The sequence below is a fragment of the Sphingomonas sp. T1 genome (genome assembly GCF_902506585.1).
Lineage (GTDB): Bacteria > Pseudomonadota > Alphaproteobacteria > Sphingomonadales > Sphingomonadaceae > Sphingomonas > Sphingomonas aerolata.
In genome coordinates this window covers 2,104,241-2,131,170 of sequence record NZ_LR733875.1, presented here as the reverse complement: position 1 = coordinate 2,131,170, position 26,930 = coordinate 2,104,241, and the positions used below count along the sequence as shown (strand labels likewise).

Here is a 26,930-nt window from a genome sequence, read left to right as displayed (position 1 = left end):
CGCCGCGTTGGCGCAGGGATTTCCGGGAGAAGATCATGATCCGTCGCACATTGGCCGCCACCGGCCTGATATCCGCCACTTTGCTCGCCGCCGCTGCCTGTTCCGCACAGCCCGCGCCGGGGGAAAAGCCGTTCAGCGAAACGGTCGTCGCCGATTTCGAGTCACCCTGGGCGATGACGGTGCTGCCCGACGGGCGGATGCTGGTGACGGAGAAGGCCGGTGAAATGCTCCTCGTTTCGGCCGATGGGAAGCAGCGTCAGACGGTCGCGACGATCACGGTCGATTCGGCAGGGCAGGGCGGGTTGATGGACGTCGTCCTCGCGCCCGACTTCGCGACGAGCAAGCGCGTGTATTTCAGCTATTCCTCGGCGGGTGCGGGCGGCAAGGGGGTAGTCCTCGCGCGAGGTCGGTTGCGGCCTAACGGTGGTGGGGGCGAGCGGCTCGGCGAGATCGAGGTGATCTTCAGTGCGCGGCCGTTCGTCGAGGGCAATGGCCATTATTCGGGCCGCATCGCGTTTTCGCCAGACGGCAAAGATCTGTTCTTCACCAATGGCGACCGCCAGAAATTTACCCCGGCGCAGGATCCCAAGGTCACGCTCGGCAAGGTGTTGCGCCTGACGCTCGACGGCAAGCCCGCGCCCGGCAATCCGCTCGCGGCCAGGGGCTTCGCACCCGAGATTTGGAGCTATGGCCATCGCAACCTGCTTGGCATCGCATTCGACGCGCAGGGCAATCTCTGGGAGCAGGAGATGGGGCCGAAGGGCGGCGACGAGGTCAATCTGATCACGCCCGGCCAGAATTACGGCTGGCCCAACGCGTCGAACGGCAGCCATTATGACGGGCGCGACATTCCCGACCACACGCCCGGCGACGGCTATGCGGCGCCCAAGGTCTCGTGGAACCCGGTGATCTCACCCGGCGGGCTGATGATCTATTCGGGCAGCATGTTCCCGCAGTGGAAGGGTGATGCGTTCATCGGCGGGCTGTCGTCGAAATCGCTCGTCCGCGTCGACCTGAACGGCACCAATGCCGCCAAGGGCGACCAGTGGGACATGGGCGCGCGTATCCGCGAAGTGGAACAGGGGCCCGACGGCGCCATCTGGGTGCTGGAGGACGGTGGCGAATCGCAGGGGCGGCTGATCAAGCTGACGGCGCGGTAAGACTGTATCGCCTCCCGCCCGCGGGCGGGGGGCGGGGTCAGTCGCGGACGATCAGGTAATTCATCCGCGCGGCCGCGATCGGCTTGTCGCGGTCGTCCTGCCACGCGGTCGCCTCGACATTGGCAACGCGCGTGCCGAGCCGGGTGACCACGCCCGCCGCGCGCGTCGGCTTGTCGCGGCCGCCCCGCATGAAATCGACGGTGACGGTCACCGGCTTGATCCGCACGCTGGCGTCCTCGGGGCCCTCGGTCTCGATCGCATGGTAGAGCGCCGCGATCGCCGCGACCTCGAGCAGCCCCGATATCGCGCCGCCGTGGAGGAACCCGGGGCGGCCGATCACGTCGTCGCCGAACGGCATCAGCAGCACCGGCCGACCCTCCGCGTCGCGTTCGATCTCGACGCCCAGCGTTGCGGCATAGGGTGGCAGCGTGCTCACCATGACCCGAGCACCATGAACGTGCCCGCGACATGGGCAAGCGGATCGGCGGGATCGCCGTCATGCGCCTGGCCGCGGACGAACGCGATCGACCGGGTGATGCGGTAGCATTCGCCGCGTCCGATCACCGTCTTGCCGGGCATCGCCGGGCGCAGATAATCGACGCGCAGGTCGAGCGTCGCATGCGGCACGAACGCCGAGCGGCGGATCCAGATGGCGATGCTGGCGGCCATGTCCATCATCGTGATGATCGGCCCCGACGCAATCACGCCGCTGGCCGGATCGCCGATCAGCTTTTCGTCATAGGGCAGCGCGAGCTCCGCCCAGTCCGCACCATGCGCGTGATAGCGCATCCCGAGCGCGGCGCCGTGCCCGCCGAACCCATGTCGTGTAAACCGCTCTGCGTCGAAGCCATCCATGCCCCGACCTCTACACGCCAGCGACCGCCACGCAACATTGCCGCACATGCGGGGCGGGGCTAGCATCGGGCGCAACGAGATCATGAGAGAGGATCGCCATGAACGACCGGGTCACCATCGCCGTCGCGGACGGGATCGCCGATGTCCGCCTCAATCGCGCGGACAAGATGAACGCGATCGATCCGGCGATGTTCGAGGGGATCGCCGCCGCGATCGACCGGCTGGCGGGGATAGCCGAGGTGCGCGTCGTCGTGCTGTCGGGCGAGGGCCGAGCGTTCTGCGCGGGGCTCGACATGGCGTCGATGGCGGGCGGCGGGTCGGGGCTGTCGCTCGACGACCGGACGTATGGCGATGCGAATCTGGTGCAGCAGGTCGCCTGGGGCTGGCGGACGTTGCCGATGCCGGTGATCGCCGCGGTCCACGGCGTCGCGTTCGGCGGCGGGTTCCAGATCATGTCGGGCGCGGATATCCGCATCGCCCACCCGCACGCGCGGTTCGCGATCCGCGAGACGCATTGGGGGCTGGTACCCGACATGGCGGGGATCGCGCTGTGGCGGACGCTGGCGCGCGACGACGTGCTGCGCGAATTGACCTACACCGCGCGGGAGTTCGACGGGGCGGAGGCGCTGCATCACGGCTTCGTCACGCGGCTGGACGAGGATCCCCGTGCCGCCGCGATGACGATGGCCCGTGTGATCGCCGCGAAGAATCCGCAGGCAATCCGGGGGTCGAAGGCGCTCTACACGCTCGCCGCCGATGCGGACTCGGCGGCGATCCTGCGCGCCGAAAGCGACGCGCAGGGGCAGGTGATGCGCAAGCCCAATCAGATCGAACAGGTCCGCGCCAATCTCGAAAAGCGCGCGGCGGTGTTCGTCGACTAGGCGCTACTTCATCAGCACGAGCTCTTCCGCCATCGTCGGGTGCAGCGCGACAGTCGCATCGAAATCGGCCTTGCTGAGCCCCGCCTTCACCGCCACCGCGGCGGACTGGAGGATCTCGGGGCAGTCGGGGCCGATCATGTGGATGCCGACGACGCGGTCGGTCTCGCCGTCACAGATCATCTTGTAGAGCGAGCGCTCGTTACGCCCTGCCAGCACGTTCTTCATCGGCCGGAAGTCCGAGGTGTAGACCTTCACCGAGCCCAGCGCCTGCTTGGCCTGCGATTCGGTCATGCCGACGCCGGCCATCGGCGGATGGCTGAACACCGCGGCGGGGACGTTGGCGTAGTCGACGCGGGTCGGCTTGTTGCCGAAGAACGTGTCGGCGAACGCCTGTCCCTCGCGGATCGCGACCGGGGTCAGCTGGATGCGGTTGGTGACGTCACCGACCGCGAAGATGCTGTCGCAGCTCGCCCGGTTGTCCTCGTCGACGACCACCGCGCCCGCCGCGTCGAGTTCGACCCCGGCCGTCTCGAGGCCGAGGCCCTTGGTGTTCGGCAGGCGGCCGGTCGCGAACAGGACGAGATCGACGACGATCGGCTCGTGCCCGCTGGTGTGCACGGTCAGGCAACCGTCCTCGCCCTTGTCGATTCCCTGGAACGCCGCGTTGAAGCGGAAGTCGATGCCCTTGCTCATCGAGATCTGGAGCAGCCGGTCGCGGATCGATTCGTCATAGCCGCGCAGGATCACGTCGGTGCGGTTGATCAGCGTGACGTGCGCGCCGAACTGATGGAAGATGCCGGCGAATTCGTTGGCGATATAGCCTGCGCCAGCGATCAGCACGCGCTTCGGCACATCGTCGAGATGGAACACCTCGTTCGAGGTGATGCCGTGCTCGGCACCGGGGCAGTCCGGCACCAGCGGGTGCGCGCCGACCGCGATCAGGATCTTCGCCGCGGTCTTCTTGCTGCCGTCGGCGAGCGTGACTTCGTTGGGGGCAGAGACGACCGCGCGCTGGTGGATGATGTCGACATGGTTGTTCTCGAGCGTCTGGGTGTAGGCGCCGTTGATCCGGTCGACCTCCTCCATGACGTTGTCGCGCAGCGTCGGCCAGCTGAACGCGCAGTCGTCGGGCACCTGCCAGCCGAAGCGCTTGGCGTCCTTCAGATCCTCGGCGAAATGCGCGCCGTAGATCAGCAGCTTCTTGGGCACGCAGCCGCGGATGACGCAGGTGCCGCCGACGCGATATTCCTCGGCAACCGCGACGCGCGCGCCATGCGCGGCGGCAACGCGCGATGCACGCGTGCCGCCCGAGCCGGCGCCGATGACGAAGAGGTCATAGTCGAATTGGGTATCGGTCACGGGCTATCCTTGTACGTCGCGCTGCGGCTTTGGATGCCATCTGGGGCAGGGGGGATGCGCGGACAAGACCGATGCGGCGATCAGGGTGATCGGCTGGCTCTATCGCCGACCCGCCCTCCGCATCGGCATCGCGTCGATCGTCCGCTCCAGCACGACGGCGGGGAAGGGGTGTGCGCTGCGCAGTTTCTCGCCGCCATCCTTGCCGATGAGGATCGCGGTGAAGGTGGCGGGAAGGCGGAACTTGCGGCGCAGCGCGGGGGCGCTGTCCCCGGCACCGCGGACCTGATCGCCGACGATTTCGACGACGGTGAGGTCGCGCTCGTCGCCTTTTGTGGCCCAATTGTCGAGGATGCGGCGCTGCTCGGCGAGTTCCGGGTCCTGCGGGGAGGGGGCCGCAACGATCAACACGCGGCGCTCCCATCGCATCTGCGCGAGGGTGGGAGAGGCGGCGAGCGCTACGGCGAGGAGGATGGGCATAGCGCGGTAACGCTCGAGGTACGCGCACGGTCCCCCCAATACCAACCCGGCGAAGGCCGGGGTGGCGGAGTGGGGTGGGGCGCACTCAGCGCACGCCCACCCCAAAAATCACCCGAAGGCGCGCTTTATCAGATCGTCGGTCGAAGGATCGAACGTCTGCCCGCCCTTCTCCGCCGCCTTCGCCATCTCCTTGCCCAGCTCGACCCCGAACTGGTCGAACGAGTTGATCCCCAGCAGCACGCCGTTCACGAACACGCGGTGCTCGTAGAACGCGATCAGCGCCCCGAGCGTGCGCGCGTCGAGATCGTCGAGCAGCAGCGTCGACGACGGCCGATCACCCGAATAGCTGCGCGCCGGATCCTCGACCTGCTTGCCCGCCATCAACGCGGCACCCTGTGCGAACGCGTTGAGCAACAGCGCCTTGTGATGCTCCTCGGGCAGCGTATCGCCCGGCTCGATCGACGCGACGAACTCGACCGGCACCAGGTGCGTGCCCTGGTGGAGCAACTGGAACACCGCATGCTGCGCCTCGGTGCCGACACCACCCCAGGTGATCGCCGCCGACGGCCGCCCGAGCGGCTGGCCGTCGGCCGTCACCGACTTGCCGTTCGACTCCATCTCCAGCTGCTGAAGATAGCTTGGCAGCAGCCGCAACCGCTCGTCATAGGCGAAGGTCGCGCGCGTCTCGGCATGGCGGATCTGCGTGTAATAGAGGTCGGCGAACGCGGCGAGCGCCGGCGCATTCTCGTGCAGCGCGGCGAGGCGGAAATGGCGGTCCATCTCGGCCGCCCCCTCGAGCAGCTCCTCGAACAGGTCCCAGCCGAGCGCGATCGCGGCCGGAAAACCGATCGTCGACCAGAGCGAGTAGCGCCCGCCGACGCTCTCGGCGAACGGCAGGATCCGCGTCTCGTCGACGCCCCATTCCATCGCCTTTTCGGGCGCGGCGGTCAGCGCGATCACACGGCCGTACGGATCCTCGACATTATGCTCGTTCATCCACTGAAGCACCGCTTCGGCGTTCATCAGCGTTTCGGTCGTGGTGAAGGTCTTCGACGCGACCACCAGCAACGTCGCGGCCGGATCGAAGCGCTCGAACACGTCCTCCAGCGCGACGCCGTCGACATTGGCGACGATCCCGACGTCATAGCGCTTGTCGTCACGCCCGAGCGAGTCGACCAGCAATTGCGGCCCCAGCGCGGACCCGCCGATGCCGACATGCAGGATATGCCGCACGGGGCCGAGCGCATCCGCCTCGATCGCGTCGATCAGCGTGCGCATCCGCGAATGGCTGGCCTGTGCGATCGCGACGCTCTCGGGCTTGCCCTCACCGCGCTCGGCGGTGTGCTCGACCGCGCGACCTTCGGTGACGTTGACGATCTCGCCCGCGAACATCGCCTGGCGCTTGCCCGACAGGTCCTGCGCCTTGGCCATCTCCTCGAACGCGCTGATCATGTCCGCGGTCAGGTGCGTCTTCGACCAGTCGAAGTGGATGCCTGCGACGTCGAGGCTCAGCTTGGACAACCGCTCAGAGTCGGCGGCGAACAGGTCGGTGAGTTTGGCGGCGGGCAGGGCTTCGAGTTTGGACCAGTCGGCGGTCATGCAAAGTCTCCGATTTGGAATTCGTGCGCACCGATACGGCGGCGCGAGCAAGAACACCATAACGTCCCGAGAGGCGATTGGGTCTCCGGGGGTGTCCGGATGGTCTCCGGACATGGCGGATGCTGCATATGCTTGACGGCGCGCGCCGGTTGAGCAAACCCGCGGCCATGGCAAAAGACGCGAAGACCAAACCGGCCCGATCCGAAACCGCAGAGACGTTCCGCTTCCTGCTGAAGCTGGCGGTGGTCGTATTGATCCTGCGCAGCTTCATCTTCGCGCCGTTCAGCATTCCGTCCGAATCGATGCTGCCCCGGCTGCTGATCGGTGATTATCTGTTCGTGTCGAAGTGGAGCTATGGCTATTCGCGCTGGTCGCTGCCGGGTGGCGTGCCGTTGATCCCGGGGCGGATCTTCGGCAGCACGCCGACGCGCGGCGACGTCGTCGTCTTCCGCGCGCCCGAAGTGCTCGATCACGACGTCATCAAGCGCGTGATCGGCCTGCCCGGCGAGACCGTCCAGATGCGGCAGGGGACGCTGTACCTGAACGGCACCGCGATTCCCAAGGCGCGGATCGCCGACTTCACGATCCCGCTGACCGCCAATTTCGATGCGGAGAAATGCGGCGCGCCGTTCGTCGACGTCGCCGACGGCGTCCAGATCTGTCGCTATCCGCGCTACCGCGAGACGCTGCCCGGCGGCCGCAGCTATTCCGTGCTCGACCAGGCGCAGCTGCCCGATCGTGACGACACGGGTGTCTATACGGTACCCGCCGGCCATATCTTCGTGATGGGCGACAACCGCGACGACAGCGGGGACAGCCGGTTCCCCGCACCAAGCGGGATGGGCTATGTCCCGCTCGAGAATGTCGAGGGCAAGGCGGTCGTCAGCTTCTTCTCGACCGACGGCAATGCCGAATGGCTGAAACCCTGGACCTGGGTCAGCGCCGCGCGCTGGGAGCGGATCGGGGAAGGCTTTTGAGCGACCTCGGCGACTGGCTGGCGGGCGTGTTCGGTCGCCGGCCGCGCGATCTGGCACCCTATGAGCGCGCGCTGACGCATGGCAGCCAGGCGAAGGCGAATTACGAGCGGCTGGAATTTCTCGGCGACCGCGTCCTGGGGCTGATCGTCGCGGAATGGTTGTACGAACTGTTCGCGACCGATCCCGAAGGGTCGCTGTCGAAACGGCTGAACGCGCTCGTCACGGGCCCGGTCTGTGCCGAGGTGGCGCGTGAACTGGGGGTGCGCGCGCATCTGAAGCTCGGCAAGCAGGCACGTGACGATGGCGCCAGCGACAGCGACAATGTGTTGGGCGACGTGATGGAGGCGCTGATCGGCGCCTGGTACCAGGAGGCCGGGCTCGACGCCGCACGTGCGTTCGTCCGCGGCGCATGGGGTGACCGCGTCCAGGCCGGTGCCAAGGCGCCGCAGCACCCCAAGTCCGCGCTGCAGGAATGGGCCGCCGCGCATAACCGCAAGCCGCCCGAATATACGATCGTCGAGCGTACCGGCCCCGGCCACGCGCCCAAATTCACGATGCTGGTCTCGATCGGCAAACTCGCCGAGGCGACGGCGACCGGCTCGAGCAAGCAGGAGGCCGAAACCGCGGCGGCCAAGGCGTTGCTGGAGAAGCTGAGCTAAAAAGGCTTTTGTTCGCGCGGAGACGCGGAGACGCGGAGGGGGGCAGCGAATGGAACTCCGGTCCTGCCCCGAACGACTCCGAGTTGATCGACGGCGCATAATCGCAGACGGCGCGAGCCCCATCCACACCATCTCCGCGCCTCCGCGCCTCCGCGTGAACCAACCTGCTTTCTCGCGACGCGATGACGAACAGCCGTTTTCGCTGTACAGGTGCCCGCAACACCAGTTCGAAAAGAGCATATGTGACTGAAACGAATACCAAGCCCGACCCGAAGCATTGCGGCCTAGTCGCCATCGTCGGCGCCCCGAACGCGGGCAAGTCGACGCTCGTCAACGCGCTCGTCGGCCAGAAGGTCGCGATCGTCAGCCCCAAGGCGCAGACTACGCGCGCCAAACTGATGGGCGTCGCGATCGAAGGCGACACGCAGATCCTGCTCGTCGACACGCCCGGCATCTTCGAGCCCAAGCGCCGGTTCGACCGCGCGATGGTCGCCGCCGCCTGGGGTGGCGCGGAAGGGTCGGACATCATCGCGCTGGTGGTCGACGCCAAGGGCGGGATCGGCGGCAAGGTCACGGCGATCGTCGAGTCGCTGGTCGGTCGACCTGAGCCGATCTGGCTGATCCTCAACAAGGTCGATCTCGCCGACAAGACCAAGCTCCTGATCCACGCGGAAAAGCTGAACGCGCTGCTTCCCTTCGCCGAGACGTTCTTCATCAGCGCGGGCACCGGCGACGGCCTTGCGCACTTCAAGACGCAGCTCGCCAAGGCGATGCCCGAAGGTCCGTGGCATTATCCCGAAGACCAGGTCTCCGACTCGACCGAGCGCGCGCTCGCGTCCGAGGTCACGCGCGAACAGCTCTATCTCCAGCTCCACGCCGAGCTCCCCTATGCGAGCACGATCGAGACCGAGCAGTATATCGAGCGCCAGGACGGGTCGTTGGAGATCCACCAGCAGATCCTCGTCGAACGCCCGACGCAGCGCGCGATCGTGCTCGGCAAGGGCGGCGTGCGGATCAAGGAAATCGGCGCCCGCTCGCGCATCGAACTCGCCTCGATCACGGGCAAGCCGGTGCATCTGTACCTGCACGTCAAGGTGAAGCCGGGCTGGGACGAGGACCGCGAAGTGTACCGCGATATCGGGCTAGACTGGGTCGACTGACCCGCGACCACGACCACCACACTCCACCCCGGCGAAGGCCGGGGCCCAGTTGGGGGACGGTCGTCACGACGGACAGCGCGCTGTTACTCAGGCCTTCCCAACTGGGCCCCGGCCTTCGCCGGGGTGGTAGCGTTCGAGCGGATGACAGAGTTCGGCTCGGCAATGCGTCACGCCCACGCCTATTGTACCAAACCCGCGACCTCCTGAAATCTATTGATGCTACCGTAGACCTCGCCCGAGAATCCGGACGAGGACCACGCGATGCTAACCCTGATCGATGCGACGTCCGCGATCCGCTACGACCAGTTGCATCTGTCCCCGGTGGCGCTCGATTTCGGCCTGTTCCAGATCCGATGGTACGCGCTCAGCTATATCGCGATGATCGCGCTGGGCTGGTGGTATCTGCGGAGGATGCTCCGTCGGTCCGGTGCACCGATGACGGCGGGGCATGTCGACGATCTCGTCTTCTACCTGACGCTGGGCATCATCATCGGTGGCCGGCTCGGCTATTGCGTGTTCTACCGGCCCGAGATCTGGCGTGCGCCGCTCGACGTGCTGAAGCTTTGGCAGGGCGGTATGTCGCTGCATGGCGGGTTCCTGGGGGTGATCGTCAGCCTGGTCCTGTTCACGCGGCGCCACCGTTTGTCGCTGCTCCGGGTGTGCGATTACGTGGCGTGTGCAACCCCGTTCGGCCTCATGCTGGTGCGGATCGCCAATTTCGTGAACGGGGAGTTGTGGGGTCGGCCAAGCTCGCTTCCCTGGGCGGTGATCTTTCCGGGCACGCATGACGGCATTCCCAGACACCCGAGCCAGCTCTACGAAGCCGCACTCGAGGGCGGTCTCAGCATGATCGTGCTGGCCTATCTGTTCTGGCGCACCGACGCGCGGCTTCGACCCGGCCATCTGCTCGGGGCGGGGCTGATCCTGTACGGCACCGCGCGCTTCCTGCTCGAATTCGTCCGCCAGCCCGATGCCGGGCTCGACCATCTGTGGTGGGGGCTGACGATGGGGCAGACGCTGAGCGTGCCGATGATCGGCGCGGGCATCTGGTTCTACGTCCGGTCGCTCAAGGGCGCGCGCGTCGCCCCGTGACTATCGCCCCAGAACCTCATCGACCCAGGCTGGCACCAGCATTCCGGCCGCGCCGATCCGCGTCTCCTCAAAAAACACGCTCCCCATCGAAGGGTCGAGGTTCAGCTCCAAGGTAGCGGCGCCGTGATAGGCCGCAGTCTGCACGAAGCCGGCCGCCGGATACACCGCCCCCGAAGTCCCGATCGACACGAACAGATCGGCCTGCGCCAGCGCCGCCTCGATCCGCTCCATATGGTACGGCATCTCGCCGAAGAACACTATGTCGGGCCGCAGCGCCGCCGACCCGCAGGCGCCGCATATCGCCCCCTCCGGCAAGCTGCCGGCCCAGGGTTCGCGCGCGCCGCAGACGGCACATAGCGCGGACAGCAGTTCGCCATGCATATGCAGCATCCGCGTCGCGCCCGCCCGCTCATGCAGGTCGTCGACATTCTGCGTGACGATCAGCAATCCGCCGTCCCATGCTTCGTCCAGCCGCGCCAGCGCACGGTGCGCGGCATTGGGCTCGACCATCGCCAGCGCCGCCCGACGGAGATCGTAGAAGCGGTGCACCAGCTCCGGATCCGCGGCGAGTGCCTCGGGGGTGCAGACATCCTCGACCCGGTGATCTTCCCATAGGCCGCCCGGCCCGCGGAACGTCGCGATGCCGCTTTCGGCGGAGATGCCCGCGCCCGTCAGAATGACGATGTTTCGTAGATCCTGCATCGTCACTCTCTACGTATGGCGCTGTCGCCAGGATAGCCGCAGTCGCGCTGATATCTCGCGTCTCCGAGCATCGGGTCGGCGGGATGCGCCCGGTTGCTCGTTTACGGCGTTGAACCAAACCGACCATGTCTTTGTGGCCGGCCGCACACCGTTCGCCGATGCCGTCATGGCACCGCGCGCTATGATATTCGAAGGATCCAATGCGATGGTGACCAAAAAATTGATGCTGTTGAGCGGCGTGATCGCGATCCTTGGCGGCTGTGGCGACACGACATCGACCGGCGCCAACACTGCCACCGTCAATACCAGCGCGGCGGCAAGCGCAGCGTCCGACGTCACCCGCGTCCGCGGCGTGATCACCGCGGTCGGCCCCGACGCGGTGACCGTCCAGACCTATGACGGCAAGTCGGTCAGCGTGCCGCTCGATGCAAAGACCAAGGTTGCCTGGGTGGTGAAGTCTGATCTGTCGACGCTTAAGGACGGCGACTTCATCGGCACCGCGACGACTGGTCCCGACGACGCACTGCGCGCGGTCGAGCTCGTCATCTTCCCCGAGGCGATGCGCGGGACCGGCGAGGGCCATTATCCCTGGGACGTTCCCGGCGTGGTCGCGGCTGCCGGCGGCGGCGCGGCCGATGGGCAGAGTGCAATGACCAATGGCACCGTCGATGGGCAGAGCGCGATGACCAACGGCACGGTCGACCAGCAGAGCGGGATGACCAACGGCACGGTCACCGGCGGCGCGGGCAAGCCCGGCGAAACCAAGCTCAGCATCTCGTACAAGGGCGGCAAGGCACAGGTCGTCGTGCCCGTCGGCACGCCGATCGTGCGGTTCGAGCCGGCTGAGCGTTCGATCCTCGCAAAGGGCCAGAAGCTGTTCGCGATCACCTTGGCCGGCGCGTCGGGGGCGAGGTCCGTCGCGGTCGGCAAGGATGGCCTGACGCCGCCGATGTAAGGCTGCCGCCCGTAATCACAGCCTGAGCGGCTGGAGTGGTGATGTGTCCACTCCAGCCCCTTTTGTTTGGAGAACCTCACACGTCGGACCTCGTGCAAGCGCGGACGTCGTGGCGGGTTGCGCGGCGATCGCCCGGCCGACCCCATCTTCATAAATCACCCGATCGCCGCTAAGACGCCTGCAAACCCGTATCCGTAAAGGCGCTGCATGACCGTCATCACCGAAGCCGACCTGATCGAAAGCGTCGCCGACGCGCTCCAGTTCATCAGCTACTACCATCCGATGGATTACATCCGCGCGCTGGGTGTCGCGTACGAGGCCGAGCAGAGCCCCGCCGCCAAGGATGCGATCGCGCAGATCCTGACCAACAGCCGGATGTGCGCCGAGGGCCATCGCCCGATCTGTCAGGATACTGGCATCGTCACGATCTTCGTCAAATGGGGCCAGGATTGCCGTCTCGATTCGACCCGCAGCCTGCAGGAGGTCGTCGATGAAGGCGTCCGCAAAGCCTATCTCAACCCCGAGAACAAGCTGCGCGCCTCGATACTCGCCGATCCCGCCTTCACGCGTCGCAACACCAAGGACAACACGCCGAGCGTGATGCATGTCGAGATGGTGCCCGGCAACACCGTCTCGATCGACGTCGCGGCCAAGGGCGGCGGCAGCGAGAACAAGTCGAAGTTCAAGATGATGAACCCGAGCGACTCGATCGTCGACTGGGTGCTCGAGATGATCCCGCAGATGGGCGCGGGCTGGTGCCCGCCGGGGATGCTCGGCATCGGCATCGGCGGCACCGCGGAAAAGTCGATGATCCTCGCCAAGCAGTCGCTGATGGGCGCGATTGACATGGCGCAGCTGAAGGAACGCGGTCCGAAGAACGACATCGAGGCGCTGCGGATCGAGATCTACGACAAGGTCAACGCGCTGGGTATCGGCGCGCAGGGGCTGGGCGGGCTTTCCACCATCCTCGACGTCAAGATCTTCGACTGGCCGACGCATGCCGCGTCGAAGCCCGTCGCGATGATTCCGAACTGCGCCGCCACGCGCCACGCGCATTTCGTGCTCGACGGCTCGGGCCCGGTCTATCTTGAAGCGCCAAAGCTCGAGGAGTGGCCCGACGTCAACTGGACGCCCGACAAGGCCGCGATCCGTGTCGATCTCGACACGCTGACGCCCGAGGTCGTGCAGACGTGGAAGCATGGCGACCGCCTGCTGTTGAACGGCAAGATGCTGACCGGGCGCGACGCCGCGCACAAGCGGATCGCGGATATGCTGGCCAGGGGCGAGGAGCTGCCCGTCGATTTCCGTGGCCGCGTGATCTACTATGTCGGACCGGTCGATCCGGTCGGCGACGAGGTGGTCGGGCCCGCGGGCCCCACTACCGCGACGCGGATGGACAAGTTCACGCGCATGATGCTCGACCAGGGCCTGCTCGCGATGGTCGGCAAGGCCGAGCGCGGCGGCGATGCGACCAAGGCGATCGCCGAGGCCAAGTCGGCCTATCTGATGGCGGTCGGCGGTGCGGCCTATCTCGTCGCGCGCGCGATCAAGGGATCGAAGGTCGTTGGCTTCGAGGATCTGGGTATGGAAGCGATCTACGAATTCGAAGTCGCCGATTTCCCGGTGACCGTCGCGGTCGATTCGGCGGGCGAGAACGTCCACCAGCTGGCGCCACTCGTCTGGCGCGAGAAGATCGCACGGGAGCGGTTGCTCGCGCCGGCGTGACCGCACGTCCTGATGACGTGGAACGGGGAGGGCGGCCCTTCCGTTGAGCTTGCGAACCAGAGGAGTTTCGTATGTTCAAGCCCGCCAACCCCGTCGTCGCGATCGCGGTCGCAACATTGATGACGACGAGCGCCGTTGCCCAGAGCGGGGCACCTGTGCCCGCGCCCCGTACGTCCAGCGGGGGCCTCGGTAGCTTGGGTGACAGTCTTGGCGGGCTGGGTGGCGGATTGGGCGGCCTGCTCGGCGGTGGCGCGTCGAGCATCGGTTCGATCGGTGCGGGCAATGCGGCAGGTCTGCTAGGCTATTGCCTTAAGAACAACCTGCTCGGTCAGGGCGGGGCACTTGGCGCGTTAACCGGGCGGCAAACGGCGCCCCAGTCCCGGACGCAGGCTCCTGCGACGGGCCAGGCAGCGGGCGCGCAGTCGATCCTGCAGCGGTTGACCGGGCGGCAGGGCGTGCGGACGTCGCCCGGCTTTGCAGCGGGACAGGCGGGGGAGCTTCAGGCGCCGAATGGTCAGGGGCTGTCGCTCGACAATCTCGGCGGACAGGTGAAGACGAAGATGTGCAGCCTCGTGCTCAACCGGGCCAAGGCGTTTCTCTAAGCGGCGCGCGGGCTAGGGCGGCTAGCCGTCGCCCGTCCCGTCATCCTGACGAAAGTCAGGATCCAGGGTAATTTGGGGAAACCTGCGTGGCTCTGGATCCTGACTTTCGTCAGGATGACTGTGTGAGTTGGGGGAGGACCGTTCTCTTAAAGATGCGGGATCACGTCCGCATCCTCCAAACAAAACCACCCAGAAATGAAAAGAGGTTGCCAGGGCGTCTCACGACGACCCGACAACCTCCTGACATGGTCAGCGGCCGGAGAGCTCCAGCCCGGAGGACCATGCGTACCACCTCATCCTGTGCCATGCGCGTTGATTGGAGGGCGATACCTCCCGCACATGCCGTCGGATATCAGTAGCGCGTCCCCCGAACGAACCGAACCGAACTCACTGCTGAACCATGAGACATCGGATCACCTCCTTTCGCTTGTTGAAAAAACGCGGCCAAGCCTGACCGCAACCGCAATGTGTGCCGGGCGCCCTGTTGATACAAGTCTTGTTTTGCAGAAGATTTCGCGCAATCCTCAAAGGCTGTCCGACAGGCTGCGCGAATGCCGGCCCTTACCCGCGACAATCCTCGGTCACGCGCTCGATCTCCGCCCATGAGGGGATGACGAGGGCAGGCTGGCCCTGCTGGTCGATCACGAACCGACCGCGGCTGAACCCCATCGCCTCGAGCAGCGGATCGCTGGCCGGCAGCGTCGCCGTCACGGTGCCGGGCGTATTGCCGGGCTGAACCGACAGGGCGCGCGTGACGCTCGACGTGCGGATCGTCATTGGCGTGGCCGCCGCCGCAGTACGCGACAGATGGATTTGCCGCGTGCCGGTATCGCACTGCAGGGTGAGCGCGGGCAGCGCCGCCTGCGTTCCGAAGCTCGCCACCGATCCGCGCGGATCGCGGCGATAGGTCCAGCTTCCCGGCGTATAGGGCCAGTCGCGCCAATCCGCCGCGAGCGGGGCGGGGCGTGGGGCGGGGGCGGGCGCCTCGACGCGCGGTGGCGGCGGCGGCGGTTCGGCGCGCGGCGGCGCGACGCAACCGGCGATCAGCGTCAGCGTGGCGAGGCCGGCGGCGATGGGCCAGCCAGCGGCGATAGGGGTGTGGGCGCGCATGACCTGCTATGCGGCACGCCCGGCGGCCGCTCAAGGCGCGAGGACGGCGATCGCGTGGGAACCGGCGCACGCTGCTACCGGTTCAGCGACGGAACACTGTAAATCAGGAGACGATCCATGTCCGATACCGTTGCCCAGACCCCAACCCAGCTGCTCGTGCAGGCCAATATTTCGGGGACGATGAAGGTCGAGAGCCGCGATGGCGACGCGGTCGGGACGGTCTATGCCTTCATGGTGCACAAGGGTACCGGGCGCGCGACGCATGCCGTGCTGAGCCTCGGCGGGTTCCTGGGCATGGGCAAGAGCTTCTACCCGCTGCCGTTCGCGCTGCTTCAGTTCGACGCGGTGCGTGACCTGTATGTGGTGACGATCGACAAGCGCGTGCTTGAGGGCGGGCCGAGCTGGTCGAACAATGCGCCGGTCTTCGACCAGGCCTATGCCGACCGGGTGGCGAGCTATTACGGGTCGAGCCGTGAGGATCTGGTCGTCGGGTAACGCGAGCGCGGGCCGATACGTCCGTCATCCTGACGAAAGTCAGGACCCAGAGTTACTGACCGCAGCATCCGCGGCTCTGGGCCCTGACTTTCGTCAGGGTGACGAAAACGGAGATAGGCGCTTCAACGCGAGCGCGAGCCACCCATCCGCATCTTCTGGCTCTTCCCGTAGCGCGTCTTGCGCGTGCCTGGCTTGCCCTCGTTCGAGCGGCCCATGACCGGCGCCTTCTGCTGGTCGACCGGCAGACCCAGTTCCTCGTGCTCCAACTGCCGGATCTCGTCGCGCAGCCGCCCCGCGGTCTCGAATTCCAGATCCGACGCGGCCTTGCGCATCTGCTTTTCCAGATCCTCGATATAGGCACGCAGGTTGTGGCCGACCATGTGCGGGCGGTCCTCGTCGATCGGGACGGTAACCTGATCCTGGCTGGCGACATGCGCGATGATGTCGCCGATGTTGCGGCGGATCGTCGTTGGCGTGATGCCGTGTTCGGTGTTGTACGCGACCTGCTTCTCGCGACGGCGCGCGGTCTCGTTCATCGCGCGCTCCATCGAACCGGTGACGCGATCGGCGTACAGGATCACGCGGCCGTCGACGTTACGCGCCGCACGACCGATCGTCTGGATCAGCGATGTTTCGGACCGAAGGAAGCCCTCCTTGTCCGCATCGAGGATCGCGACCAGCCCGCATTCGGGAATGTCCAACCCCTCGCGCAACAGGTTGATGCCGATCAGCACGTCGTACACGCCAAGCCTCAGGTCGCGGATCAGCTCGATACGCTCCAGCGTCTCGACGTCGCTGTGCATGTAGCGGACCTTGATCCCCGCCTCGTGCATATACTCGGTCAGATCCTCCGCCATCCGCTTGGTCAGCGTCGTGACGAGCGTACGGTATCCGAGCGCGGTGGTCTTCCCGACCTCGACGATCAGGTCCTGCACCTGCTCCTCGACCGGCTTGATCTCGACAGGCGGATCGATCAGCCCGGTTGGGCGGATGACCTGTTCGGCGAACACGCCACCGGTCTGCTCCATCTCCCAGCTGCCCGGCGTCGCCGAGACATAGGTCGTCGGCGGGCGCATCGCGTCCCATTCGTTGAACCGTAGCGGCCGGTTGTCGATCGCCGAGGGAAGGCGGAAGCCATATTCGGCAAGTGTCAGCTTGCGGCGGTGATCGCCGCGCGACATGCCGTTGATCTGGCCGATCGTGACATGGCTCTCATCGACGAACAGCAGCGCGTTGTCGGGCAGATATTCGAACAGCGTGGGCGGCGGCTCACCCGGCATCCGACCGGTGAGGAAGCGCGAGTAATTCTCGATTCCCGCGCAGCTGCCGGTCGCCGCGATCATCTCGAGATCGAAGTTCGTCCGCTGCTCCAGCCGCTGCGCCTCGAGCAGCTTGCCCTCGAGCACCAGCTCCTTCAGCCGCTCGGCCAGCTCGTGCTTGATCGCCTCGCCTGCCTGTTTGAGCGTCGGGCCGGGCGTCACGTAATGCGAGTTCGCATAGACGCGCACCGAGTTGAGCGACGCAACCTTCTTGCCGGTCAGCAGGTCGAACTCGGTGATCTCCTCGATATCGTCGCCGAAGAACGAGATGCGCCACGCGCTGTCCTCGTAATGCGACGGGAAGATTTCGAGCGTGTCGCCCTTCACGCGGAAATTGCCGCGCTGGAACGCCGCGTCGTTGCGCTTGTACTGCAGCGCGACGAGCTTGCGCACGATTTCACGCTGGTCGACCGTCGTGCCCTTTTTCAGATCGAAGATCATCGCCGAATAGGTCTCGACGGAGCCGATGCCGTACAGGCACGACACCGACGCGACGATGATCACGTCGTCACGTTCGAGCAGCGCGCGCGTTGCCGAATGCCGCATCCGATCGATCGACTCGTTGGTCGAGGATTCCTTCTCGATATAGGTGTCCGACCGCGCGACATAAGCTTCAGGCTGGTAATAATCATAATAGCTGACGAAATATTCGACCGCGTTGTCGGGAAAGAACGACTTCATTTCGCCGTAGAGCTGTGCTGCGAGGATCTTGTTGGGCGCGAGGATTAGCGCAGGCCGCTGCACGCGTTCGATCACGCTCGCCATCGTGAAGGTCTTGCCCGAGCCGGTGACGCCGAGCAGCACCTGGTCCTTCTCGCCCTCGCCGATCGCCGAGACGAGTTCGGCGATCGCGGTCGGCTGGTCGCCTGCCGGCTCATATTCGCTCACGAGCTTGAACCGCTTGCCGCCCTCGACCTTTGCGGGGCGCGCGGTCGGGCGGTGCGGGACGAAGGTGTCGCCGGTTTCGGGTTCGGCGAGGCTGGTGCGGATCTGGATGGCCATCGAGGGGGAATATGGGGAACACCCGTCGAGTCGGCAACGTGCTGGTCGGCCCTGATCCGTCATCCTGACGAAAGTCAGGACCCAGTATCCCGGGGGCAGTCCTTTGCGGCCCTGGGTCCTGACTTTCGTCAGGATGACGGGAGGGGCGGCGAAACCGATACCGCTGCATTGTGCAGCCCCAAGCTTTGCTAATGTTGACCCACCGCACGCGCATCCATAATGCGACCGTTTCGCAAGCCATCGACCCGCCGGCGCGACTCCGCGCGGCCAAGGAATAGACGCATGACCGCCGAAACCCTCGAAACCCGCGCGCCCGTGCTCATCCCGGAAACGCCCGCGTTCCTCAACGCCAAGGTTCTGTGGGTGCGCCACTGGAACGAGCATCTGTTCAGTTTCGCGATCGAGCGCCCGTCGACCTTCCGCTTCCGCTCGGGCGAATTCGTGATGATCGGCCTCCCCCAGGACGGCGGCAAGCCGATCATGCGCGCCTATTCGATCGCGAGCCCGCATTATTCGGAAGAGCTCGAATTCCTGTCGATCAAGGTCGAGGACGGCCCGCTGACCTCGAAGCTCCAGCTGATCCAGCCGGGCGACGAGGTGTATCTGGGCAAGAAGCCGACCGGCACTTTGGTGCTCGACGCGCTGCTCCCGGGCAAGCGGCTGTTCATGTTCTCGACCGGCACAGGCCTCGCGCCGTTCCTCAGCCTGATGCGCGATCCCGACGTCTATTCGGCCTATGAACAGGTGATCGTCGTGCACAGCGTGCGCCGCGTCAGCGACCTTGCCTATCACGACGAGATGGTCGCCTTGCTCGCCGAGGATCCGCTGATCGCTGAGGAGGCAGCCACGCAGTTCCACTACATCCCGACCGTGACGCGCGAGCCGTTCCGCACCACGCGGCGGATCGGTGCGCTGATCGAGGACGCGTCGCTGTTCGGCCATCCGGTGCGCGGCGACCAGAAGCTGAACCCCGAGACCGACCGCGCGATGCTGTGCGGATCGACCGAGATGATCAAGGAGTTCGCGGTGATGCTCGAGGCGCAGGGCTTTGAAGAGGGCGCGAATTCCAAGCCCGGTACGTTCGTGATCGAGCGCGCCTTCGTCGGCTGACCCGCCAGGGCGCTTGGCGCGCCGTCCGATCCCCGATAGCGTCATGCTAAAGGGGACTGAAAATGCGCCAGATTATCACCGGAATCCTGCTTGCCACCGCCGCCATGCCAATGGCGGCGGTGGCCAGGACCGTCGCGGTCGAGGAACGCTCGATCGAACAGCTCCAGGCGAGCATGACGGCGGGGACGGCGAGCAGTGTCGATCTGGTCCGGGCGTATCTCGCGCGGATCGCGGCGATGGACCGCAAGGGGCCGACGCTGCGCAGCGTGATCGCGCTCAATCCCGACGCGCTGGCCCAGGCCAAGGCGCTCGACGCCGAGCGTCGGGCGGGGCGGGTGCGCGGGCCGCTGCACGGCGTGCCGGTGCTGATCAAGGACAATGTCGAGACCGCCGACGCGATGCCGACCACCGCGGGCAGCCTGGCGCTCAAGGACAATATGACGCGTCGCGACGCGCCGGTGGTCGCGGAGCTGCGCGCGGCGGGAGCGGTGATCCTCGGCAAGACCAATCTCAGCGAATGGGCGAACATCCGCTCGACCCGGTCGATGAGTGGGTGGAGCGCGGTCGGCGGGCTGGTGCGGAACCCCTATGCGCTCGACCGGACCGCGTGCGGATCGTCGAGCGGGTCGGGCGCGGCGATCGCGGCGAGCTTTGCAGCAGCCGCGATCGGCACCGAAACCGATGGCTCGGTCGTGTGCTCGTCATCGATCAACGGGCTGGTCGGGCTGAAGCCGACGATCGGGCTGGTCAGTCGCACGCATGTCGTGCCGATCAGCCATAGCCAGGACACGCCCGGGCCGATGGCGCGCAGCGTGCGCGACGTGGCGACCATGTTCTCGGCGATGATCGCAGCGGATCCGGCGGATGCCGCGACCGCGGGGGCAGGCGCGTACAAGCGCGACTATGCCGCCGCCCTGTCGACCAGCGCACTCTCGGGGTTGCGGATCGGGGTCGTCCGGCCCGAGATGACCGCGGACGTCGCGGCGCGGTACGAGGTCGCGTTGGGGGTGCTCAAGGCCGCGGGCGCGGTGCTCGTCGAGGTTAAGCAGCCCAAGCTCGACGGGATCGGCGAGGCGGAGCTGCTGGTGTTGCAGACCGAGCTGAAGGCCGATCTCGACACCTATCTCGCGACCACCCCCGCGGCGGTGCGGACCCGGACGCTCGACCAGGTGATCGCGTTCAACCGCGCCAATGCAGCAGCGGAGATGCCGTTCTTCGCGCAGGAGACGTTCGAGGCGGCGGCCAAGACCCGCGGGCTCGACGACCCGGCCTATAAGGCGGCCCGTGCGAAATCACTGCGGCTGGCAGGCGCGGAGGGGATCGACGCGATGCTGAAGACCGCGCGGGCAACGGTGCTCGTCGAGCCGACCTATGGTCCCGCCTGGCTCAGCGAGCCGGTGTACGGCGACCAATATGGCGGACCGAGCGCGAGCGAACTGCCCGCGGTCGCCGGCTATCCTAACCTGACCGTGCCGATGGGGCTGGTCCGCGGACTGCCGGTCGGGCTGTCGTTCATCGCGACGCGCTACGGCGACGGCACGGTGCTGAACGCGGGCTATGCCTATGAACAGCGGGCCAAGGCGCGGACCGCGCCGCGTTACCTGCCGTCGGCGGCGGTGGGCACCGGACTCGACGGGGCCCGCTGATCGGGGGCGACGAACACGCGGTCGTTGCGCAGATAGATGGCGCTGCGATCCTTCAGCCGGCGCGTGGTGAAGACGAGGCGATAGTCGCTTGCGAGCGTCGCCTTCAGCGCGCGCAGGCTGCCGACGTTCCAGATTGACAGGCGGCGCGTCGAGGTGACGATCACCGGCGGACGGTTGGCGAGGATGCGGCGAACCTCTGCCGCCTCGTCGATCCCGGTCGCGCCCTGTTCGGTCGACAGGCTGAGCAGGTTGGGAAAGGCGTAGGGCGTCGGCACACAGGTCCGCGCGAGCAGATAGGTGACCGTGTCGCCGCGGAACACATAGGGGCATTCGTCGCCGCTGTTCGCCTGGACGATGCGGGCCAGCGCATAGGCGCCGGGGGCGTCGTCGCGCCGCACGATGCGTTCGACTGCGAGGATCGTGAAGGGGACGATCAGCGCGATCGCGAGCAGCTTGGCATGGCGTGACAGCGCGGGCGCGGCGGCGATCGCCAGCGGGGCAACCAGCGGCAGGCCGTAATGATCGAAGAAGGTTCCGATCGCGAGAAAGCCTAGCGACGCCGCGATCAGCCAGCCAAAGGCGAGCCGCGCGACCGCACGGTCGATCCCGAGATCCGCGCGGCGATGCCAGGTGATCGCCGCGGCGGCGATCAGCGGGAGCAGCTGGACGAGGATGCCGAGCAGTCGCATCACCACCTGCGCGAGCGGATAGCCGGGGCGCAGGAAGATCGAGGTGACGTTGGAGAACCAGAAGGTCGCGAACAGGTCGTGCGCGGTGTACCAGCCGAGCGCGGCGAGCGACGGCGCGAGCCCGACGGCGATCCACAGCAGCGCCGCGCCCAGCGTCGCTGAGACCGACGCGCCGGTGCGGCGGTGGAACCAGAGATGCGCCAGCCCGAAGAACGCGCCCTCGAAGGCGGGCGTGTATTTCATCTGGATCGCGATCCCTGCGAGCAGGCAGGCCAGCGCGCCGCCACGCACGATCGCGCGGCGTTCGTTCGCCGCCGCGAGCGCGGGCAGGCGGAAGGTCAGCAGCGCGGCGATCGCGATCGGCAGATTGTAGAAGACCGGCGCCTGCCCGCCGCCGCCGCTGAGCAGCGATAGCCCGGCCAGATAGGTCGCTCCCGCCGCCAGCGCACCGCGCCGCGTCGCGCCGACCCGCATCGCGCCGTGATGAACGAGGACCGCAGTCAGCCAGGCGCAGCCGGTCGCGACGAGCTGATAGGCGAGGATCCCGTCGCCGGGGAGCAGCCGTATCGCCGCGAACAGCAGGAACAGCCCGATCGGCTTGCGATCCCAGATGTCGACAAAGGGGATCGCGCCGTGCAGCATCCGGTCGCCGACCAGCAGATAATATTGCTCGTCGACGGCAATCACCGGATTGCCGAAATCCCAGGCGCGGATCGCCAGCGCGATCATCAGCAGGATCAGCGCGGGCGTCCAGCGGGATCCGGACGATGCAGTCGTGGCCGATGTCATCAGTAGAAAGTCCTGAGCGTCAGTGTGCGCGTCGTACCGTCGCACAGCCCGAGCCGGACGACGCTGCCGGGCGGGCGGATAGTCCAGTTCGCCAGCGGGCTGGCTGGATAGTCGCGGGGAATGGGCTGGCCGTCGATCGAACAGATCAGGTCGCCGACCTGCCACCCGCTCGCCTCGGCCGGGCCGCCGCGCATCACGTGCAGGACCTTCAGCCGGTTGCTCTCGACGCCCATCAGCAGGCCGCTGGTCGACCGGATGGGGCGGGGATCGGCGACGTCTCCGCGGCGCAGGACCATCCGCGCCGCGCTCGGGTCGAGCAGCACGCGATAATGCTGGAGAAACCCCGAGCCGAGCCGCCCGGCGGCGCCGATCGACTGCGAAAAGCCCGCCTCGGGTTCGATCCGCACCTCGGTGTCGCGCGCGACGAGCGTACCGACGCGGATCTCGGGGGCGATCGCGAGGCCGCTGACGACCGAGCCGCCGAGCCCATAGGCGATCGCGGTGGTGGTCGGCAGCCCCGGCGGCGCGGCACGGCGCCAGCCCGCCGCGGTCACGGTGATCGCCGATCCGTCGCCGGTATCGACGACGATCGGCGCCAGCGCGTGCGTGCCGATCCGGATCGCGCTTTCATAGACGCGTCGATCGGACGAGATCGTCAGCGGCGCGGTCTCGCCCGCAAAGGGCAGCCGCCCGGTCGGGATCAGCCGGAAGCGGCGCGCGGCATAATCGATGTCGAGCGCGTGCGCGGCGAGCAGGTCGCGCCCGACCAGCAGGTCGACCGCCGTCGCGCTGCCGGTCGCGAGCGCGGGGAGGGCGGCAACACTGACGCCGCCGCCGCTGCGCGTCAGACCGCCCAGCACGATCGACCGCGTCGGCATCCAGCGCAGCGCGACCGATCCGCCGATCGCGCTCGCCCGCCCGCCGGGCTTCAGCGCGCGCCGGACCACCGCGGGGGAGGTGTCGGCGAGCAACGTATAACTGACCCCCGTATCGAGGATCGCGGTGATGCTGCGCCCGTCGATCTGCATCGCGAACCGGATCTGGTTGCCCGGCGTCAGGTCGAACGGCACCCAGCGTGTTTCGGTATCGGTGGCGAGCCGGGCGACGCCCTGGTCGCGGTCGGCGGGGGAAGTGGCGTGGCCGGGGGATGTGCCGGGGGTGGAACCGGACGGATTGGCCTCGGGCACGGCCTGCGATGCCGGCTGCCGCGCCGAAACGCTCAGAACCGCCAACAGCGGGACGATGGCGAGGGTAAGCATACGCATGTGCAACCGTCCCTAGCGCGTTGGCGGGGCCTTACAAGCTGCACCCCCCTCGGGGGCAGGTAGGCTAGAGAGGAAACCGGCCGGGCGGCGTCTGGTGAAGCCGCAGATTGTCGGCGCCGTTCATCCAGACTCGTGCGCCGCTCGCACGTAAGAGCGGGCTGTCTGCCCTTCCTGCCGCTGTCTTACGCTTCCATTGCAATTGTCCGACGCTTGTCGCGTAGCTCCTGACGACGGCGGCGTTGTCCGTCAGACGCCTACCGCCTAGCCGACGGCGAGTGCCGCCCGTCGTCCGCGAAGCGATAGGCCTGAAAACCGCCCCCCCCAAGGCCAGCGTCGTAGAATGCCGGTGTCCCATTTGGCACCCCGGTACGCCTCACCAATCAACAGGATCAGCGCAGCCCCCATCGCAACGGCGCCGAACAGGGGCAGTATCCCGTAATTGAGCCCGGTTACCTGCGCGACCTCCCCGGCGCGGCCCCATACCGGGTCAAACGCGATGTAGCTGTCGGCAATGAATGGCACATAGGACAGGAGAGACGCTGTTTGGGCGAGGAGCATGGGTGCAAGGAAACGACGGTCACGGCAAGCCAGCGCTACCATAACCGGATCGACCAGATAGAAGTATCGATCATGCATTTTAGGTGTGACGTAGGGGACAATGATCAGCAGGATCGCCGCAGCCAACAGAAGCCCGTTGCGCGCATGCAGCGTGCCTGCGCGCCATAGCAGCAGGATGGCAGTACCCGTCAGCATCACCGCGCAGGGCAGGCCCAGCATCAGGCCGCGTTCGTAACTCATCATGCTCTGCCCAACCTGCCAGACATTCGGCGCATTGACGGACAGGATTGCAAAAAAGTCGTATTGCTGGCTGTAGACGCCAAAGATCTCGATCGCTGAACGGCCCGCCATGGCCATGGGCAGCGCGAACAGCACGTACGTGAGCGGGACAAGCGCAAACGAACATAAAGGTTGGCGACGGTCCAGCCACAGCAGCACAAGCAACGGCGCGACCAAAAGCGCTTGCAGCTTGACCGCAATGGCAGCCGAGAAGGCAAGCATTGCCCATACCGGCTTCTTTCGCAGAGCAGCGGCGATGCAAGCAGCGACCATGGCCCCATAGATCGCATCGGACTGGGCGAGCAGGGCCGAATTCATCGCGATGGTCGGCAGCGCCAGCGTAACTGCCGCGGCGAGCAGTCGTCTGCCTCGCGGCACGAGACGCGTGACGGTAAATGCCAGCACCCCGTCAAACAATACCCCAGAGATCTTGATCCGCAGGACCGCGGTTCCGGGAAACAGCGCCATGAGCGCCATGCAATGTTCGTAGAATGGCGTGTAGTTAGTGAACTTGTGTCGCAGATAGCTTCCGCCTGCCCGTTCGGCAGCCTGCAACCATGGCGTTTGATAGATCCCCATGTCCGACGTGCGCACCGGCAAAAATGCAAGCCGTTCGGCCAAGCCCAGCACGATCAACAGTGCGCACAACAACACCATTCGGTGACGAACGAGAAAAGCTAAGCTGGATGGAGGTTGGTGGTGCATATCGACGCTGATAACGCTGGCGCGCTCTTGGGCCGGACGGTCCGCCGCTCGCTTTACAATCACCGTTCGGAGGACAGGTAAAACAACTCGAACAAGATCATCAGATTAAAATCAATAAACGACAATCCTTGGGTAGTCGCGCAGACGACCTGAACGTCCGGAACTGGGCACACACAGACTGGCATTTCTAGCACGGTCTCAACCACCTGTCCTTTATGCGGTCAGCAGGGATCAGAGACAGGCTTCGAGATAGGCCTGATCGAAGCCGAACTGCTTCGCCTTGTCGAGCGTGTAGGGGCGCAGGCCCATCGAGCGGTATTCGCCGAGGATCTTGCCGTCCGCGCTCTCGTCGAGATATTCGAACTTGAACAGCTCCTGCGTGACGATCACGGGGCCCTCCATGCCGATCACCTCGGTGATGTTGGTCACGCGGCGCGAGCCGTCGCGCAGGCGCTTTACCTGGATGATCAGCTCGACCGAATCGGCGATCTGACGCGAGATCGCCTCCTTGGGCACCTTGATGTCCGACATCATCACCATGTTCTCCATACGCGCGAGCGCCTCGCGCGGGGAGTTGGCGTGGAGCGTGCACATCGAGCCGTCGTGACCGGTGTTCATGGCCGCGAGCATGTCGAAACACTCGGAGCCACGGATCTCGCCCAGGATGATCCGGTCGGGACGCATACGCAGTGCGTTCTTGACGAGATCGCGGATGCTTATCTCACCCTGGCCCTCGAGATTGGCGGGGCGCGTCTCGAGCGGCAGCCAGTGCGGCTGTTGCAGGCGTAGCTCCGCCGCGTCCTCGATCGTCAGCACGCGCTCGCCCGGGTCGATCATCTTCGACAGCGCGTTGAGCATCGTCGTCTTGCCCGAACCGGTACCGCCCGAGATGACGACGTTGAACCGTGAGGCACCGGCGATCTTGAGCGCGGTCGCCATCTTGGGGCTCATGCTGCCGAACCCGGCCATCATGTCGAGCGTGATCGGCTTGGCCGAAAACTTACGAATCGAGATCGCGGTGCCGCGCAAGCTCAGCGGCGGCACGATCACGTTGACGCGGCTGCCGTCCTTGAGGCGGGCGTCGGCGAGCGGTGTGGTCTGGTCGACGCGGCGGCCGACCGAGTTCACGATCCGCTGCGCGATCTGGAACAGATGCTCCTCGTCGCGGAACTGGATGGGGGCGAGTTCGAGCTTGCCCTTGCGCTCGACATAGGTCTGTTCGGGGCCGTTCACCATGATGTCGGTGATGTTCGGATCCGCCAGTAATTCCTCGAGCGGCCCGAGCCCGAGCAGCTCGTCGACCAATACCTTTTCGAGAGCGAACTGTTCGCGGCGGTTGAGCGTCAGCTTCAGCTCGGCGAGCACCTCGCCGATGATCGGGCGGAATTCCTCTGCCAGCTCGTCCTTGCCAAGCGTCGCCGCAGCCTCGGGATCGACGCGTTCGAGCAGGCGGGGGAGCACCTGTTCCTTGATCTTGTGGATCGACTGTTCGAAGCCCTCGACCTTGCTCGCGCCCGCATCGCCCGACGCGGCCTGACGATCGGCGAGTCGCTGCATCGCGTCGACCTGACCGATCGGCACGCCGCCCTCGGTCTCGCCGGGCATCGGCAGGAGGGTGTCGAGCGCAGGGAATTGCGCGCCGCCCTCGGGATCGGGTCGCGGGGCTGGGCCACCGCCCTGCATCGGTCGCGCGACTCCGAACGCGGGCCGCGCTGCCGTTCCGCCACTCATCCCACTGCGTCGTCCGAACGCGCTCATGC

General features: G+C 66.4%; 24 protein-coding genes. 12 read left to right on the top strand and 12 right to left on the bottom strand.

The window, feature by feature from the left end:
• Window positions 1-35: 35 nt before the first annotated feature.
• On the top strand, window positions 36-1,160 hold the full coding sequence (locus tag GV027_RS09665) for a PQQ-dependent sugar dehydrogenase (protein ID WP_159511723.1): 1,125 nt from the start codon (window positions 36-38) through the stop codon (window positions 1,158-1,160).
• A 37-nt stretch (window positions 1,161-1,197) separates the two neighbouring features.
• On the opposite strand, the gene GV027_RS09660 is transcribed toward GV027_RS09665, so the two are convergent.
• Both GV027_RS09660 and GV027_RS09655 read right to left on the bottom strand, forming a co-directional pair.
• Window positions 1,198-1,599 carry a PaaI family thioesterase gene (locus GV027_RS09660; RefSeq protein ID WP_031440033.1) on the bottom strand — a complete coding sequence of 134 codons (402 nt, stop codon included), beginning with the start codon at window positions 1,597-1,599 and terminating at the stop codon, window positions 1,198-1,200.
• Window positions 1,593-2,015: a PaaI family thioesterase gene (locus GV027_RS09655; protein ID WP_159511722.1), complete on the bottom strand. Its 423-nt coding sequence runs from the start codon at window positions 2,013-2,015 to the stop codon at window positions 1,593-1,595. The genes GV027_RS09660 and GV027_RS09655 overlap by 7 nt, the downstream gene beginning before the upstream one ends.
• A gap of 98 nt (window positions 2,016-2,113) precedes the next feature.
• Here GV027_RS09655 and GV027_RS09650 point away from each other — a divergent pair, with 98 nt between their 5' ends.
• Window positions 2,114-2,896 carry a crotonase/enoyl-CoA hydratase family protein gene (locus tag GV027_RS09650; protein WP_159511721.1) on the top strand — a complete coding sequence of 261 codons (783 nt, stop codon included), beginning with the start codon at window positions 2,114-2,116 and terminating at the stop codon, window positions 2,894-2,896.
• Window positions 2,897-2,899: 3 nt separating this feature from the next.
• Here the strand turns inward: GV027_RS09650 and gorA are convergent, their stop codons facing one another.
• The 3 genes from gorA to pgi all read right to left on the bottom strand — a co-directional run bounded on the left by gorA (window position 2,900) and on the right by pgi (window position 6,331).
• Complete coding sequence (gene gorA / locus GV027_RS09645) at window positions 2,900-4,255, bottom strand: glutathione-disulfide reductase (RefSeq protein WP_159511720.1); 1,356 nt, start codon at window positions 4,253-4,255, stop codon at window positions 2,900-2,902.
• A 99-nt stretch (window positions 4,256-4,354) separates the two neighbouring features.
• Window positions 4,355-4,681 (bottom strand): DUF4174 domain-containing protein, encoded by a 327-nt coding sequence (locus GV027_RS09640; protein WP_268893578.1) that lies wholly within the window; start codon window positions 4,679-4,681, stop codon window positions 4,355-4,357.
• A gap of 159 nt (window positions 4,682-4,840) precedes the next feature.
• Window positions 4,841-6,331 carry a glucose-6-phosphate isomerase gene (gene pgi / locus GV027_RS09635; RefSeq protein WP_159511718.1) on the bottom strand — a complete coding sequence of 497 codons (1,491 nt, stop codon included), beginning with the start codon at window positions 6,329-6,331 and terminating at the stop codon, window positions 4,841-4,843.
• 167 nt (window positions 6,332-6,498) lie between these two features.
• Here pgi and lepB point away from each other — a divergent pair, with 167 nt between their 5' ends.
• From lepB to lgt, 4 genes are all read left to right on the top strand, one after another.
• Window positions 6,499-7,308 (top strand): signal peptidase I, encoded by an 810-nt coding sequence (gene lepB, locus GV027_RS09630; protein ID WP_031395171.1) that lies wholly within the window; start codon window positions 6,499-6,501, stop codon window positions 7,306-7,308.
• A complete protein-coding gene (gene rnc, locus GV027_RS09625; RefSeq protein ID WP_443029529.1) occupies window positions 7,305-7,967 on the top strand; it encodes a ribonuclease III family protein in 663 nt (220 codons plus the stop codon). Before lepB ends, rnc begins: the two co-directional genes overlap by 4 nt.
• A 242-nt stretch (window positions 7,968-8,209) precedes the next feature.
• Entirely contained in the window at window positions 8,210-9,127 is a 918-nt protein-coding gene (era, locus tag GV027_RS09620) for a GTPase Era (protein WP_236559143.1), read from the top strand.
• A 261-nt stretch (window positions 9,128-9,388) separates the two neighbouring features.
• Window positions 9,389-10,219, top strand: a complete 831-nt coding sequence (gene lgt / locus GV027_RS09615) for a prolipoprotein diacylglyceryl transferase (RefSeq protein ID WP_159511715.1) — start codon at window positions 9,389-9,391, stop codon at window positions 10,217-10,219.
• On the opposite strand, the gene GV027_RS09610 is transcribed toward lgt, so the two are convergent.
• Window positions 10,220-10,921, bottom strand: a complete 702-nt coding sequence (locus GV027_RS09610; RefSeq protein ID WP_159511714.1) for an NAD-dependent deacylase — start codon at window positions 10,919-10,921, stop codon at window positions 10,220-10,222. It lies immediately after the preceding gene.
• Between the two features lie 205 nt (window positions 10,922-11,126).
• Here GV027_RS09610 and GV027_RS09605 point away from each other — a divergent pair, with 205 nt between their 5' ends.
• From GV027_RS09605 to GV027_RS21710, 3 genes are all read left to right on the top strand, one after another.
• Window positions 11,127-11,876, top strand: a complete 750-nt coding sequence (locus GV027_RS09605) for a hypothetical protein (protein WP_159511713.1) — start codon at window positions 11,127-11,129, stop codon at window positions 11,874-11,876.
• 207 nt (window positions 11,877-12,083) lie between these two features.
• A complete protein-coding gene (locus GV027_RS09600) occupies window positions 12,084-13,601 on the top strand; it encodes a fumarate hydratase (RefSeq protein WP_159511712.1) in 1,518 nt (505 codons plus the stop codon).
• Between the two features lie 71 nt (window positions 13,602-13,672).
• Window positions 13,673-14,203: a DUF2501 domain-containing protein gene (locus GV027_RS21710; RefSeq protein WP_159511711.1), complete on the top strand. Its 531-nt coding sequence runs from the start codon at window positions 13,673-13,675 to the stop codon at window positions 14,201-14,203.
• A gap of 561 nt (window positions 14,204-14,764) precedes the next feature.
• Here GV027_RS21710 and GV027_RS09590 read toward each other — a convergent pair.
• Entirely contained in the window at window positions 14,765-15,313 is a 549-nt protein-coding gene (locus GV027_RS09590) for a hypothetical protein (protein ID WP_159511710.1), read from the bottom strand.
• A 117-nt stretch (window positions 15,314-15,430) separates the two neighbouring features.
• On the opposite strand from GV027_RS09590, the gene GV027_RS09585 reads away from it, so the two are divergent.
• Window positions 15,431-15,808, top strand: coding sequence for a PRC-barrel domain-containing protein (locus GV027_RS09585; protein WP_159511709.1), 378 nt, complete (start codon window positions 15,431-15,433; stop codon window positions 15,806-15,808).
• Window positions 15,809-15,930: 122 nt separating this feature from the next.
• Here the strand turns inward: GV027_RS09585 and uvrB are convergent, their stop codons facing one another.
• The gene (gene uvrB, locus GV027_RS09580; RefSeq protein WP_159511708.1) at window positions 15,931-18,129 is read right to left on the bottom strand and encodes an excinuclease ABC subunit UvrB; all 2,199 of its coding nucleotides are present in this window, start codon (window positions 18,127-18,129) and stop codon (window positions 15,931-15,933) included.
• Between the two features lie 282 nt (window positions 18,130-18,411).
• Here uvrB and GV027_RS09575 point away from each other — a divergent pair, with 282 nt between their 5' ends.
• Together GV027_RS09575 and GV027_RS09570 are read left to right on the top strand one after the other, a co-directional pair.
• Window positions 18,412-19,239, top strand: a complete 828-nt coding sequence (locus tag GV027_RS09575; protein ID WP_031441376.1) for a ferredoxin--NADP reductase — start codon at window positions 18,412-18,414, stop codon at window positions 19,237-19,239.
• A gap of 62 nt (window positions 19,240-19,301) precedes the next feature.
• Entirely contained in the window at window positions 19,302-20,885 is a 1,584-nt protein-coding gene (locus GV027_RS09570) for an amidase (RefSeq protein WP_201302603.1), read from the top strand.
• Here GV027_RS09570 and GV027_RS09565 read toward each other — a convergent pair.
• From GV027_RS09565 to GV027_RS09550, 4 genes are all read right to left on the bottom strand, one after another.
• Window positions 20,837-22,363 carry a hypothetical protein gene (locus tag GV027_RS09565; RefSeq protein ID WP_159511707.1) on the bottom strand — a complete coding sequence of 509 codons (1,527 nt, stop codon included), beginning with the start codon at window positions 22,361-22,363 and terminating at the stop codon, window positions 20,837-20,839. The genes GV027_RS09570 and GV027_RS09565 overlap by 49 nt on opposite strands.
• The gene (locus tag GV027_RS09560) at window positions 22,363-23,628 is read right to left on the bottom strand and encodes a PDZ domain-containing protein (protein WP_236559142.1); all 1,266 of its coding nucleotides are present in this window, start codon (window positions 23,626-23,628) and stop codon (window positions 22,363-22,365) included. The genes GV027_RS09565 and GV027_RS09560 overlap by 1 nt, the downstream gene beginning before the upstream one ends.
• A gap of 261 nt (window positions 23,629-23,889) precedes the next feature.
• Window positions 23,890-25,170, bottom strand: a complete 1,281-nt coding sequence (locus GV027_RS09555) for a glycosyltransferase 87 family protein (RefSeq protein WP_236559141.1) — start codon at window positions 25,168-25,170, stop codon at window positions 23,890-23,892.
• A gap of 231 nt (window positions 25,171-25,401) precedes the next feature.
• Window positions 25,402-26,928 (bottom strand): CpaF family protein, encoded by a 1,527-nt coding sequence (locus GV027_RS09550; protein ID WP_166746812.1) that lies wholly within the window; start codon window positions 26,926-26,928, stop codon window positions 25,402-25,404.
• Window positions 26,929-26,930 lie beyond the last annotated feature (2 nt).